General features: G+C 61.3%; 13 protein-coding genes. All 13 read right to left on the bottom strand.

The genetic code is table 11. The features are described 5' to 3' along the window. Nucleotides 1–92: 92 nt before the first annotated feature. A complete protein-coding gene (locus VXL81_RS01975) occupies nucleotides 93–1,109 on the bottom strand; it encodes an amino acid ABC transporter substrate-binding protein (RefSeq protein ID WP_340546609.1) in 1,017 nt (338 codons plus the stop codon). Between the two features lie 229 nt (nucleotides 1,110–1,338). After that, nucleotides 1,339–2,046 carry an ATP12 family chaperone protein gene (locus VXL81_RS01970; RefSeq protein WP_416538163.1) on the bottom strand — a complete coding sequence of 236 codons (708 nt, stop codon included), beginning with the start codon at nucleotides 2,044–2,046 and terminating at the stop codon, nucleotides 1,339–1,341. Between the two features lie 4 nt (nucleotides 2,047–2,050). Next, nucleotides 2,051–2,716, bottom strand: coding sequence for an HAD-IA family hydrolase (locus VXL81_RS01965; RefSeq protein WP_416542816.1), 666 nt, complete (start codon nucleotides 2,714–2,716; stop codon nucleotides 2,051–2,053). Between the two features lie 14 nt (nucleotides 2,717–2,730). Next, nucleotides 2,731–3,777 (bottom strand): RluA family pseudouridine synthase, encoded by a 1,047-nt coding sequence (locus tag VXL81_RS01960; RefSeq protein ID WP_416552733.1) that lies wholly within the window; start codon nucleotides 3,775–3,777, stop codon nucleotides 2,731–2,733. Further along, the gene (gene crcB / locus VXL81_RS01955; RefSeq protein ID WP_416542818.1) at nucleotides 3,774–4,154 is read right to left on the bottom strand and encodes a fluoride efflux transporter CrcB; all 381 of its coding nucleotides are present in this window, start codon (nucleotides 4,152–4,154) and stop codon (nucleotides 3,774–3,776) included. Before crcB ends, VXL81_RS01960 begins: the two co-directional genes overlap by 4 nt. Before the next feature lie 135 nt (nucleotides 4,155–4,289). Continuing rightward, complete coding sequence (locus VXL81_RS01950) at nucleotides 4,290–5,612, bottom strand: replication-associated recombination protein A (protein ID WP_416544444.1); 1,323 nt, start codon at nucleotides 5,610–5,612, stop codon at nucleotides 4,290–4,292. Nucleotides 5,613–5,614: 2 nt separating this feature from the next. Beyond that, nucleotides 5,615–7,012 (bottom strand): trypsin-like peptidase domain-containing protein, encoded by a 1,398-nt coding sequence (locus tag VXL81_RS01945; protein ID WP_416552731.1) that lies wholly within the window; start codon nucleotides 7,010–7,012, stop codon nucleotides 5,615–5,617. 194 nt (nucleotides 7,013–7,206) lie between these two features. Further along, nucleotides 7,207–7,629, bottom strand: a complete 423-nt coding sequence (rplQ, locus tag VXL81_RS01940; protein WP_340546604.1) for a 50S ribosomal protein L17 — start codon at nucleotides 7,627–7,629, stop codon at nucleotides 7,207–7,209. Nucleotides 7,630–7,762: 133 nt separating this feature from the next. Continuing rightward, nucleotides 7,763–8,779, bottom strand: a complete 1,017-nt coding sequence (locus VXL81_RS01935; protein ID WP_014875981.1) for a DNA-directed RNA polymerase subunit alpha — start codon at nucleotides 8,777–8,779, stop codon at nucleotides 7,763–7,765. 117 nt (nucleotides 8,780–8,896) lie between these two features. Further along, nucleotides 8,897–9,286 (bottom strand): 30S ribosomal protein S11, encoded by a 390-nt coding sequence (rpsK, locus tag VXL81_RS01930; RefSeq protein WP_014875982.1) that lies wholly within the window; start codon nucleotides 9,284–9,286, stop codon nucleotides 8,897–8,899. Between the two features lie 15 nt (nucleotides 9,287–9,301). Further along, on the bottom strand, nucleotides 9,302–9,670 hold the full coding sequence (gene rpsM / locus VXL81_RS01925) for a 30S ribosomal protein S13 (protein WP_340546603.1): 369 nt from the start codon (nucleotides 9,668–9,670) through the stop codon (nucleotides 9,302–9,304). Nucleotides 9,671–10,009: 339 nt separating this feature from the next. Next, a complete protein-coding gene (locus VXL81_RS01920) occupies nucleotides 10,010–10,657 on the bottom strand; it encodes an adenylate kinase (protein WP_340546602.1) in 648 nt (215 codons plus the stop codon). Next, nucleotides 10,654–12,018: a preprotein translocase subunit SecY gene (secY, locus tag VXL81_RS01915; protein ID WP_340546601.1), complete on the bottom strand. Its 1,365-nt coding sequence runs from the start codon at nucleotides 12,016–12,018 to the stop codon at nucleotides 10,654–10,656. The genes VXL81_RS01920 and secY overlap by 4 nt, the downstream gene beginning before the upstream one ends. Nucleotides 12,019–12,077: the final 59 nt, after the last annotated feature.

The following is a 12,077-nucleotide window of genomic DNA, read 5'->3' as shown; positions in this document are numbered from 1 at the left end:
CCTGCTCGCGTCCAGACCTTAAGCGTTTTTGTTAGGATAGGTCGGGAGGTAAAAGGGCGCAGGTTGGTCCTGCGCCCTTTCCTCAGTAGATCTTAGCGGAAAGGCGGTGCGTAGAGCAGGCCACCTTCGGTCCACTGTGCGTTCAGACCACGTGCCAGACCAATCGGAGTGTCTTCGCCGATGTTCTTTGCAAAGACTTCGCCGTAGTTGCCACCAGCGGCAATTGCGTTCTTCGCCCAGTCAGCAGACAGGCCCAGCATCTCGCCCAGGGTGCCTTCGGCGCCCAGCAGACGGTTGATTTCCGGGTTCTCGGTGCCAGCGGCCATTTCACCGATGTTGGCGGAGGTCACGCCCAGCTCTTCAGCTGCGATCAGCGCCATCAGGCTCCAGCGAACAACATCGCCCCACTCGTGGTCGCCGTGGCGAACCAGCGGGCCGAGCGGCTCTTTGGAGATGATTTCGGGCAGCAGAACATGTGCCGAAGGATCATCGAAGGTCGCGCGGGTTGCCGCCAGACCGGAGGCGTCGGTGGTGTAAACGTCACAGGCACCAGCAAGATACTGCTGCTGCGCTTCGGCGTTGGTTTCGATCGGAACCGGCTCATAGCTGATGTTGTTGGAACGGAAGAAATCCGCCAGGTTCAGCTCGGTGGTTGTACCGGTCTGGATGCAGACGGTCGCGCCGTCCAGTTCCTTCGCGGAGGACACGCCCAGTTCCTTGGGAACCATGAAGCCCTGACCGTCGTAGTAGTTCACACCAACGAATTCGAACTTCAGGTCGACGTCGCGGCTGAAGGTCCAGGTGGTGTTACGGGCCAGCATGTCGATCTCGCCGGAGGCCAGAGCGGTGAAGCGGGTTTTGCCGGTGGTCGGCACGAATTCAACAGCGGTCGAGTCGCCCAGAACAGCCGCAGCAACCGCGCGGCAGACAGCAACGTCAAAACCTTCCCATTCGCCGTTGGCATTGGGCGCCGCAAAACCGACCAGACCGGTGGTCACACCGCAGTTCAGCTTGCCGCGGGCCTTGACGTCGTCCAGCGTGCCCGCCGCAGCGGCACCGGCGGCCAGACCAGCAACAGTCAGCGCACCCAAAATTACCTTATTCTTCATGTTTACCTCTTCCTGATTGTCCGCCTATTTGGCGGCTCTTTTTGCCCGGCACCAGCCATGCCGGAGATAGGTGGTGAAACAAGGGTGACCCCATTTCGCGACCGAGTGTGGGCGCATTCATCAACAAACGTCAAGGGTGGGATCAGGAAATTCGATGGGCGCATAGCGAACATTTTTGCGGTCGCGAACGATTTTTGCGGCAGCGCCCCGATCTGGGTAATATATTGCGCTAACAGGAAAAATCGTAGAACCGCTTAGCGTGCAAAAACGCCGTGCGTTTCAGGTCTGCGGTGGCCTGAGCCTCGTCGTCCCGGCCCCATTGCTGCTCCTGCCACAGCTCGTCCAACCGCGACATTTCCCAGATTTCATCGGTCGGCCGCCAGCCCCGTGCGGCCGCAAACCCCAGCACCAGAGAGCCCGACATCGCCACCAGATCATGGAAGGCCGCCAGCTGAAAGGGTGTCATTTCATGGACTAAGCCGCGCAGACGGTGCAGCACCTCAGGGTCCTGGGGCACATGCAGGATGCCGGTGCGCGGCTGCAGCCGGGCCGCCAGCGCTTCCGCAGCCCAGTCCAGCGCCGGGTCCCAGATCTCGGCCTGACGCTGCACCAATTCGACCGGCATTTCGGCGCGATAGCACAAAAGATCGGAATCTGCGTAATCCGCCAGCATATCCGACACTTCGCCATGTTGATGCGACACCTTGTCGATTGCAGCATTCGCAGAACGCGTCATAGGCATCGACAAAGGGTCAACTGATTCGGTCTGCGCGTCCCATTCCGCGGCAATTGCATCGCCCATCTCACGGGTCGGAACGATAAGCGGCGCCTTGGCCGGCGTCTTCACGCGGCGGCTGTCCAGCTCGATGGCAAAGCCGCTCTCGACCTCGGCCACGGCGACCTCTTTCCAAAACCGTTTCTGTTTCCACTCGCTCATGTCGTCAGTCTTTCCAGATGTCCTGCAACAGCGGCGCCAGCGCGGCGAAACTGTCGATAATATGATCCGCCCCAAGGCGCTCGGCCGGGTGAAAGCCCCAGTTGACCGCAATCGTATGCACCCCGGCTGCGCGCCCCATGTCGATGTCAAAACTGGTATCGCCAATCATCACCGTATGCGCAGGTGCCACCCCGGTGTCGGCCATCGCCCGCAGCACCATCGACGGATGCGGTTTCGACGGGTGGTGATCGGCACATTGCCGGGTTACGAAACACCGCAGCTCATGCGCCTCGATCAGCGCATCCAACCCGCGTTGAGATTTGCCGGTGGCCACCCCCAGCAGGTAGTGCGGCACCGCGTTCAGCTCCGCCAGCACCTCTGCCGCCCCGGGATAGAGCGGTGAATGCCCGGCACCCTTGGTAACGCGCGCCCGGTAATACGCATCCTTGTATCGCCCAACCACTATATCCCGCGACTCTGGGTGCAGATCAGGGGCCAACTGCGCGACAGCCTCCGGCAATGAAAGGCCAACTATCGAAAGAATATCCTGTTTCGCAGGCTTTCTTTCATACAACTCGAAAGCTTCCTGCATGCACTGAACAATGGTGCCCTGGCTATCCGCCAGGGTGCCATCCACATCAAACAGGATCAAACGCAGATCACCGCTCATCGTCATGAACCTCGTTACTGCAGGCTCTCAAACGGATCTTCTGACGCCAGACCTTCGGACCAGCCAAAGGTGTCCCAGCTGTCCTTCATGTGATCGGGCAAGGGCGCTGTGATCGACAGCGTCTTGCGCGTCACCGGATGCTCAAACGCCATGCGGCGGCAGTGCAGATGCAGCTTCTTTGAGATGATGCCGCCCAGCTGCGCCCCCCAGCCATCGCCGAGGTTCTCCTGCCCCGAGCCGCCGTATTTGCCGTCGCCCGCAATCGGATGACCGATCTCGGCCATATGCGCGCGCAGCTGATGGGTGCGACCGGTGATCGGCTCCATCGCCACCCAGGCCGCCCGGCTGGCAACCCGGTAGAGCGTGGCATATTGGGTATGCGAGCGTTTGGCGCCGGGTGTGCTGTCCACCTCGTTGGAATGGATGGCGATCATCTTCTCGCCTTCGCCGCTTTTGCCATGGCCCGGCGCCTTGACCAGCCCGCATTTGATCTCGCCCAGATAGGGAGTCGGCACGCCCGCCACCAGCGCCCAGTAGATCTTGCGCGTGGCACGATGCCGGAACGCCGCCGTCAGCGACTGCGCTGCCAGACGGGTGCGCGCCAGCACCAGAACACCGGAGGTATCCTTGTCCAGCCGGTGCACCAGACGCGGCTTCTCCTCGGCGTCGAACTGCAAGGCGGCACTCAGCCCGTCGACATGTTTGGTGGTGCCGCTGCCGCCCTGCACCGCCAGACCCGCGGGTTTGTTCAGCACGATGACGGCATCATCCTTGTAGATCACGCAGCCCCGGATCATCTTGGCGTCGGCCTCGGAAATCCGGTAGCTCGGCGCCTCTGCCGGTTTCAGATCGCTGGCGCCAAGCGGCGGCACCCGCACCACCTGACCGGCCTCGACGCGGGAACTGGCCTTGACCCGGCCCCCATCCAGACGCAGCTCGCCCTTGCGGCACATCTTCTCGATGCGGCCCTGGCTCACATGGGGAAACAGGCGGCGCAACCAGCGGTCGATGCGCTGGCCTGCGTCGTCTTCAGTGACAGTAATCATCTGTACGCCGCTCATGCGAACACTCCTCTGGCGGCCATCAGGCCCAAAAACAGCCCGCCGACCGACAGGCCAACGGACAACAGCACATATAGCGCAGCCTGCCCCAGGGCGCCGCGCTCGATCAGGGTGGCCGTCTCAAGCGAGAAGGCCGAAAACGTCGTGAAGCCGCCCAGCAGGCCGGTCATCACAAACGGGCTGAGATGGGTCAGCCCCTTATGGGCGGCAGCAACCACAAACAGCCCCATAACAAAGGAGCCGATCACATTCACCGCAAGGATCGCCACCGGAAAATCTCCCACCCCGAACAGGCGGTGGATCCCCAAACCGGCCAGATAGCGGCAGGCCGCGCCGATCGCGCCGCCCAGAGCCACATATAGAACCGAAAAAACCATCTGCGGTCTGTCGCCGGCTGGCGCGGTGATGTCAAGTTTTGCGCGCTGCATGGCAGCATTGCAGCCACGGCGCAGGCCCGTCATCTTTCCAGAAATACTCGCGCCGCAGGCCCGGCTTTGCCCCGCAAAGCCGGATCAGCTGTTCCGCTTGGCGCGCAGATTGGCAAAATACTCGGTCCGGCGCTTCAACTCGCGCTCAAAGCCCCGCTCGACCGGCTGATAAAGCACCGGGCGCGGCACGTCGTCGGGAAAATAGTTCTGCCCTGAAAACCCGTCGGCGGCGTTGTGATCGTAATCATAGCCCTCACCGTAGCCTTGCGATTTCATCAGCTTGGTCGGCGCGTTCAGGATATGTTTGGGCGGCGGCGCGCTGCCTGTCTGTTTCGCGAGCCGTCGCGCCGCCTTATAGGCCATGTAGCCCGCGTTGGTCTTGGGGGCGAGGGCCAGGTAGATCACCGCCTGGGCCAGCGCCAGCTCGCCCTCGGGGCTGCCAAGGCGCTCATAGGTCTCCCAGGCCTCGATGCAGATGCCCTGCGCCTGCGGATCGGCCAGCGCGATATCCTCCACCGCCATGCGGGTGAGCCGGCGCGCCAGATAGCGCGGATCCTCGCCACCCTCCAGCATCCGGGCAAACCAGTAGAGGGCTGCATCCGGGTCGGAGCCGCGCACGGATTTATGCAGGGCAGAAATCAGGTTGTAATGCTCATCGCCGGATTTGTCGTATTTCGCCGCCCGCCGCATCAGCCGGGTGGCCAGCGCCTCGCGGCCCAGCGGGCTGTCCACGGTCCACGCGGCGATCTGTTCGATGAGGTTCAGCAGCGCCCGCCCGTCGCCATCGGCCATCCCCTGAAGCGCGTCGCGGGCATCGGGCGTCAGCGGCAGGGCGCGGCCCAGCTCCTGCTCGGCGCGTTGGGTCAGCCGCTCCAGATCGACCAGAGACAGGCGTTCCAGCACCAGCACCTGCGCCCGGCTCAGCACAGCGGCGTTCAGTTCAAACGACGGGTTTTCAGTGGTCGCCCCCACCAGCAGAATGGTGCCATCCTCCATATGCGGCAGGAAGCCGTCCTGCTGCGCCTTGTTGAACCGGTGGATCTCATCCACGAACAGCAATGTCCCCTGCCCGTTCTGACGGCGGATCCTTGCGGCTTCGAACACCTTCTTCAGATCCGGCACGCCGGTGAAAATGGCCGAGATCTGCACGAAATGGAGATCGGTTTCACGGGCCAGAAGCCGGGCGATGGTGGTCTTGCCCACGCCCGGTGGCCCCCAGAAGATCAGCGATGACAGCGAGCCCGATGCCAGCATCACCCCCAGCGGGGCGTCCTCGCCCAGAACCTGCGTCTGGCCGATCACCTCTGTCAGCGTCTTCGGCCGCAGCCGATCCGCCAGCGGGCGGTTCAGCTCGGCGGTCGGATCTGGCCGGGGCGCGGCATCACCGCTGTCAAAGAGATCAGCCATGATCAGAGCCGGTAACGCAGCGACACGCGCTGGCCCTGACGGTTCAGATCAATCTTCATCCAGCGGCCAATCGCCGCCAGCACGGCAGAGACATCGGAGGGGGTCTCGATGGCCTCATTGTTGATGCCAAGGATAATGTCACCGGCGCGCAGACCGACACGGCCGCCATAGGCGCCGGGATCGGTGATCACCACACCTGTGGCGGTCATCGGCAGCTGCAAACGAACAATCGACTGCGGGTTGATCCGCGCAAGGGTCAGCCCCGGCAGCGGCGTCCCTTCGGGCAGGGTAAGCGGATCGGCGGGCGGATCATCGGGGGCCAGCATCATCTCGACCATCACCGTGCTGCGCTCGGTGCCGCGCAGCCGGGTCACCTCGGCGCTGTCGCCCAGACCGGCCACCGACATGCGGAAGACCATTTCGGAGGGCGAATTCACCGCCTCCCCCGCCACGTCGAGCACGACATCCCCCACCTCGAACCCGGCCTTGGCAAAGGGGCTGGCGGGATGCAGTTCCGAGATCACCATGCCTTCTGGCAGCTCCATCCCAAGCGACGCCGCCAGATCGGCATCGACCGGCTGACCCATCATGCCTGCCCAAGGGCGATGGAATTCCTCGGCACCATCATGGGCCTGCCGCATGAAGGCCCGCACCAGATTGGCCGGGATCGCAAAACCGATCCCGTTGGAGCCGCCGGAGCGGGTGACGATGCGGGTGTTGATGCCAATCAGATTGCCATTCACATCAATCAGCGCCCCGCCAGAGTTACCGGGGTTAATCGGCGCGTCGGTCTGAATGAAATAGCCGATCCCCTCGCCCGTCGCCGCGCCGGAGCGCGCCAGCCCGGAGACGATGCCGCTGCTGACGGTCTGGCCCACCCCAAAGGGGTTGCCGATCGCCAGTGCCAGTTCGCCCACCTCTACCCGGTCACTGTCACGCAGCTCCAGAAAGGGGAGGTCCTTGGCGTCCTGTAGCTGGAGAATGGCCAGATCGCTGGCCTCATCCGCAAGCACCACCTGAGCGGCATATTCGCGCCGGTCGGTGGTCACCACCCGGATATCCGTCGCCATACCAACCACATGGTAGTTCGACACCACGATGCCATCAGCCGACAGGATCACCCCGGAGCCAAGCGAGTTCTGCACCCGTGGCTGCGGCTTTGACAGGCCGCGAAAGAAATCGTCGAAGAAGGGATCGTTCATAAAAGGCGTGCGGCGCTGTTCCTGCACGATCTTGGCATAGATGTTCACCACCGCAGGCGCCGCCTGTTTCACCAGAGGCGCAAAACCAAGCGAGATTTCTGCCTGCGACTGGGGCACGCGGGTTTCGGCAAAGGCCTGTGTGGAGGGGATCTGAGTGGCCAGAAACAGGCCCGCTGCGGTCAGGATGGCACGAAACATGACGACTCCGATTGTTCTTGTGAACAGGATATGCGGACCGCTGCCGTCTTTTACAAGGTAGGATTCACCGGGGAAAATCCGCGACTTTGGCCCCTATCCCCAACCGGGGGCCTCCCGCGAAACGGGGGCGCAGAACGAAAAACCCCCGCCCTGTTGCCAGAGCGGGGGTCAGGTCCGGTCGAAACCGGGAGTTCTTATTCGTCAGCAGCAGCTTCTGCTTCGGCCAGGCGTGCCTTGTCGGCGGCGCCTTTGGCATCGCGATCACGATCAACGAATTCGATGATCGCCATCGGTGCCATGTCGCCATAGCGGAAACCGGCTTTCAGGATACGGACATAGCCGCCCTGACGGTCTTTGTAGCGCGGGCCCAGAACGTCGAACAGTTTTGCAACGTCCTTGTCTTCCTTCAGCTTGGACGCGGCCTGACGGCGGGCGTGCAGGTCGCCACGCTTTGCCAGGGTGATCATCTTTTCGATGATCGGGCGCAGTTCTTTTGCTTTGGGAAGGGTTGTCTTGATCTGCTCGTGCTCGATCAGCGAGCCGGCCATGTTGGAGAACAGGGCCTTACGGTGCTCATGAGTACGGTTCAGGCGGCGGTAACCACGTGCGTGACGCATTTTTTCAATCCTTTACTTCGCGTTTTGCTTTGTCAGGCGGCTGATGCGTGTCAGCTGCTCTCCTTGGGGCAGATGCCCGGGTCTTCCCCCGCAACCGGGGCATTTCGGGCGGCCTTAGAGGCCGCCCAATCTCTTAGAAGCTGTCTTCGAACTTTTTGGCCAGATCTTCGATGTTGTCCGGCGGCCAGTCCTCGACATCCATGCCAAGGTGCAGACCCATGCCCGACAGCACTTCTTTGATCTCGTTCAGCGACTTGCGGCCGAAGTTCGGCGTGCGCAGCATTTCTGCTTCGGTCTTCTGGATGAGATCGCCGATGTAGACGATGTTGTCGTTCTTCAGGCAGTTTGCCGAACGGACAGACAGTTCCAGCTCGTCCACTTTCTTCAGCAGAAGCGGGTTGAACTCGAGACCATCGTCGTCGTCCTGACGGTTTGCCGATTCCGGTTCGTCGAAGTTGACGAAGATCGACAGCTGGTCCTGCACGATACGGGCCGCGTAGGCAACCGCGTCATCGGGCGTGATGGAGCCGTCTGTTTCAATCTTCATGGTCAGCTTGTCGTAGTCCAGAACCTGACCTTCACGGGTCGGCTGAACGTCATAGGAGACCTTCTTGACCGGCGAATAGATGGCGTCGATCGGGATCAGACCGATGGGCGCATCTTCAGGCTTGTTCTTGTCAGCAGAGACATAGCCCTTGCCGGTGTTGACGGTCAGTTCCATGAACAGATCAGCACCATCATCGAGGTGACAGATCACGTGCTCACGGTTCAGCACTTCGATGCCAGCGGATTCGGAGATGTCACCGGCGGTGACAACTGCGGGGCCTTTGGCATTGATCGAGAGGCGCTTGGGGCCTTCGACTTCCATACGCAGCGACACACCTTTGAGGTTCAGGATGATGTCGGTGACATCTTCGCGAACGCCGGCGACGCTGGAGAATTCATGCAGGACGTTGTCGATCTGCACGGAGGTGATGGCGGCGCCTTGCAGCGAGCTCATCAGAACGCGGCGCAGCGCGTTGCCCAGTGTCAGGCCAAAGCCGCGTTCCAGCGGTTCAGCCACAACGGTGGCCTGGCGTGCGGGATCATTGCCCGGCTTCACGTCAAGCTGAGTCGGCTTGATCAGTTCAGCCCAATTCTTGTGGATCATGCGGTCCCTCCATTCCTGTCCGTACCTCATGTCCGAAAGGTACAGACGCCCGAGGTTTCAAATGGCGTACTGGGGCCTTGCAGAAATCGCAAAGCCCCAGCAAAAAATCAGTGTCGCTTAGACGCGGCGGCGCTTCGGCGGGCGGCAGCCGTTGTGCGCGATCGGGGTCACATCACGGATCGAGGTGATGTTGAAGCCCACTGCGGCCAGGGCGCGCAGCGCGGATTCACGGCCCGAACCGGGGCCCTGAACTTCGACTTCCAGAGTTTTAACGCCGTGTTCCTGCGCTTTTTTGCCTGCATCTTCAGCAGCCATCTGAGCGGCATAAGGAGTCGATTTACGCGACCCTTTGAAGCCCATGGTGCCTGCGGAGGACCAGGAAATCGCATTGCCTTGCACGTCCGAGATCAGGATCTTGGTGTTGTTGAACGAGGAGTTCACATGTGCAACGCCGGAGGCGATGTTCTTGCGCTCTTTGCGCTTGGTACGAGTCTTATCGCGTGCCATTGATCAAACCCTCCCTTATTTCTTCTTACCAGCAATGGCCTTTGCGGGGCCTTTGCGAGTACGAGCGTTGGTGTGGGTACGCTGACCGCGAACGGGCAGGTTACGACGATGGCGCAGACCGCGGTAGCAGCCCAGATCCATCAGACGCTTGATGTTCATCTGAACTTCACGGCGCAGGTCGCCTTCGACGGTGTAGTTGGCGTCGATGTGCTCACGCACGGCCAGAACTTCAGCGTCGGACAGCTCGTTCACACGACGGGTTGCGTCGATGCCTACGGCTTCGCAGATGGCTTGAGCAGAGGTCGTGCCAATGCCGGTGATATAGGTAAGGGCGATAGGTACCCGCTTTGCAGTCGGGATGTTTACGCCGGCAATACGTGCCACGTGTCACTTTCCTTTTCGTTGCGGTTCCGTAGCGCCGGAACCTTTTTTCACAACGCTTGACCTTGGCAGTGTCGCCCGTGGGTCCAGCATTTCGAGGTGGTCAGGGCAGGCAAAAATTGCGCGCACCTGTGATGATTCCCAGAAGGGATGGGCTTCCGTATGTGGAAATCGTGCTATGGTCAACCCATCGACAAGACTGGGACCGAAGTTTCCCGCAAGGTCAACCGTCAACGGCAGCATTTGTGACGTTTTATCTGCATATTGCCCTCCCCCGCAACAAAAACGCCCCGGCCAGAATGGCGCGGGGCGATGATCTATCAGTGCTGGAGAGGCTGCGGCTCAGTCGCCCATGATCCAGCCGAGATTCTTGCGAACCTCTTCGATGGAGGCCAGACCGTCGAGACGCTGAAGGTTGCCCTTGGCGTAGTAGTAGCCGATCAGCGGCGAGGTCTTCTTGTAGTATTCCATCAGCCGGGTGCGCAGGCTTTCCTCGTTGTCGTCGGGGCGACGTTTCTGCGAGGTACCGCCGCAGTTGGCGCATTTGCCATCGGCAGGCCAGGGCTTGGTCTCGTCGTGATAGACTTCACCGCAATCGCCACAGGTCGAACGACCGGTGATGCGGGCAACCAGCGCGGCGTCATCCACCTGCATCTCGATCACCGCGTCCAGTTTCTGGCCGGTTTCGCTCAGCAGTTCGGCCAGCGCATCCGCCTGCGCCAGCGTCCGCGGGAAACCGTCGAAGATAAAGCCGCCCTCGGCTCCTTCTTCGATCTTTTCGCGAATGAGCCCAATCACGATACGGTCAGTCACCAGCTCGCCGCGGGCAATCACAGCGGCAACCCGCTTGCCCATTTCGCTGCCCGACGCCTGCGCATCGCGCAGCATGTCGCCGGTGCTGAGCTGAACCATATTGCGCGATTCAACCAGGTAGCGTGCTTGTGTTCCCTTGCCCGCGCCGGGCGGGCCCAGAAGGATAATATTGCTCATCGGCGTGCAGGTCCCCGTCGTGTCCGTTTCTTATTGCGGCCGCGCAGCTGGCTCTTTTCAATGAGACCTTCGTATTGGTGCGCAAGCAGGTGGCTTTGTGCCTGTTGAATGGTGTCCATCACAACAGAAACCACAATCAACACGGAGGTGCCGCCAAAGTAAACCGGGATTGCAAGCTGACCACGCAGGATTTCCGGCAGCAGACAGACAGCCGCGAGATAGGCCGAACCCAGAACCAGCACGCGATTGACCACATATTCGAGGTATTCGGCGGTTTTCTTGCCGGGACGGATACCGGGAACAAAGCCGTTCTGATTCTTCAAGTTGGTCGCGACCTCATCGGGTTTGAAGGACACGTTGAAGGTGTAGAAATAGGCGAAGAACACGATCATACCGACAAAGAACAGCAGGTAGAGCGGCTGACCGGGGCCGAAGTTGGCCAGCAGCCAGGACATGATCGGGCCGGAGGTGCTGCCTGCGGAGAAGGTCGAGATGGTCACCGGCAGCAGCAGCAGAGAGGACGCAAAGATCGCCGGGATCACGCCTGCGGGGTTCACCTTGACCGGCAGGTGGCTGGAGCCACCGTCATAGACCTTCATGCCGACCTGACGGCGCGGGTACTGGATATGGATCTTGCGCAGGGCGCGCTCCATGAACACCACGAACATGATGATGGCGATCATCATCACGATCACCGCGATGATCACCGCCGGGCTGATCGCACCGGAGCGGCCGGAGGCCAGGAACTGGGCAATCGCGGCGGGCACTTCGGCGATGATGCCAACGAAGATGATCAGGGAGATACCATTGCCGATGCCGCGCTGGGTGATCTGCTCGCCCAGCCACATCAGGAACATGGTGCCACCCACCAGGGTGATCATGCAGGCGAGGCGGAAATAGAGCCCCGGATCGGTCGCCAGATCCCCCGATTCGAGCGAGACCGCCAGACCATAGGCCTGCGCTGTCGCCAGAAGCACGGTGCCGTAGCGGGTGTATTGGTTGATCTTCTTGCGGCCCTGCTCGCCCTCTTTCTTGAGCTGTTCGAGCGCCGGGACCATCGAGGTCAGCAGCTGCACAATGATCGACGCCGAAATATAGGGCATGATGCCAAGTGCAAAGATGCCCATACGGCCAAGCGCGCCGCCGGTGAACATGGACACCATGCCCCCGATGCCCTGCCCTGCCGAGGTCATGAACTGGCGCAGTGCATCCGCATCAATCCCCGGAACGGGAATATAGGTGCCCAGGCGATAGACAATCAAAAGCCCGAGCGTAAACAGGATACGGTTGCGCAGATCCGTGGCTTTGCCAAGAGCGGCCCAGCTGGTGTTCGCCGCCATTTGTTCTGCTGCTGATACCATAAAAAAGGTCTCTTCTTGCGAAAACGCCGCCCAGGGCCGTTTTCCGGCTCGGGCGGCGT

The organism is Phaeobacter sp. JH204B (assembly GCF_048055755.1).
GTDB lineage: Bacteria > Pseudomonadota > Alphaproteobacteria > Rhodobacterales > Rhodobacteraceae > Phaeobacter > Phaeobacter bryozoorum.
This window is presented reverse-complemented; position numbering and strand designations above follow the sequence as displayed.

Bases quoted from the DNA above. Each gene is read 5' to 3' on its own strand.
- VXL81_RS01975 (WP_340546609.1), bottom strand. From the start codon at position 1,109: ATGAAGAATAAGGTAATTTTGGGTGCGCTGACTGTTGCTGGTCTGGCC.
- VXL81_RS01970 (WP_416538163.1), bottom strand. From the start codon at position 2,046: ATGAGCGAGTGGAAACAGAAACGGTTTTGGAAAGAGGTCGCCGTGGCC.
- VXL81_RS01965 (WP_416542816.1), bottom strand. From the start codon at position 2,716: ATGAGCGGTGATCTGCGTTTGATCCTGTTTGATGTGGATGGCACCCTG.
- VXL81_RS01960 (WP_416552733.1), bottom strand. From the start codon at position 3,777: ATGAGCGGCGTACAGATGATTACTGTCACTGAAGACGACGCAGGCCAG.
- crcB (WP_416542818.1), bottom strand. From the start codon at position 4,154: ATGGTTTTTTCGGTTCTATATGTGGCTCTGGGCGGCGCGATCGGCGCG.
- VXL81_RS01950 (WP_416544444.1), bottom strand. From the start codon at position 5,612: ATGGCTGATCTCTTTGACAGCGGTGATGCCGCGCCCCGGCCAGATCCG.
- VXL81_RS01945 (WP_416552731.1), bottom strand. From the start codon at position 7,012: ATGTTTCGTGCCATCCTGACCGCAGCGGGCCTGTTTCTGGCCACTCAG.
- rplQ (WP_340546604.1), bottom strand. From the start codon at position 7,629: ATGCGTCACGCACGTGGTTACCGCCGCCTGAACCGTACTCATGAGCAC.
- VXL81_RS01935 (WP_014875981.1), bottom strand. From the start codon at position 8,779: ATGATCCACAAGAATTGGGCTGAACTGATCAAGCCGACTCAGCTTGAC.
- rpsK (WP_014875982.1), bottom strand. From the start codon at position 9,286: ATGGCACGCGATAAGACTCGTACCAAGCGCAAAGAGCGCAAGAACATC.
- VXL81_RS01920 (WP_340546602.1), bottom strand. From the start codon at position 10,657: ATGAGCAATATTATCCTTCTGGGCCCGCCCGGCGCGGGCAAGGGAACA.
- secY (WP_340546601.1), bottom strand. From the start codon at position 12,018: ATGGTATCAGCAGCAGAACAAATGGCGGCGAACACCAGCTGGGCCGCT.